Source organism: Aerococcus sp. L_32 (assembly GCF_050689315.1).
Map to the genome: position 1 here is coordinate 1 of NZ_JBOEQF010001172.1, position 568 is coordinate 568.

Genomic DNA, 568 nt, shown 5'->3' on the forward strand with positions numbered 1-568 from the left:
TACCGTAAAAGGCCAGTGCCATTAGTAAACTCATCCGTGAGCCGGATTGGAAAATTAAAAACGTTGATAAAAGCATACATAAAAGAGTTAATAATTTCTTCAAACTATTCTTCGTTGTATTCATGAGAATTAAGTTAATTGGTAATGTCGCTAATAATATTGTTGCATAGTCATTTTGGTTGGCAAGATAAGTGATTGGTATCCTCGTCCACGGTTGCGTCACGAAGGTCGAATATTTGTCCAATTTACCTAGATCGGCAAGTAAATAAGTATTTGTGGTGATTTCAAATAATCCCCAAATACTTAAAAAGGTCATCATGACCCATACTGCCTTGATTAAAGTCCGCCATTGGACATAATCTTTAGTCCATAAAAAGATACCCACGATACTGGATATCCCTAAAGTCAACAAGACCATCGCTTGAAGCCAAGACCCTAGGCTCATCGCCCAAAGGACCGAGCATAAGGCCCACACCCACCAAAGTAGATAAACAGTTACCATTCCGGTAGCATAGGAATTACGGTGGATTTTAAAGGATTTTCTATCTTTAACTAAGAAAAAGATGAC

1 pseudogene is annotated in these 568 nt (G+C 38.0%); it reads right to left on the reverse strand.

Going from position 1 to position 568, the window contains the following annotated elements:
• A pseudogene (locus tag ACRCJ0_RS18775) lies at window positions 1-568 on the reverse strand (O-antigen ligase family protein); the annotation flags it as partial.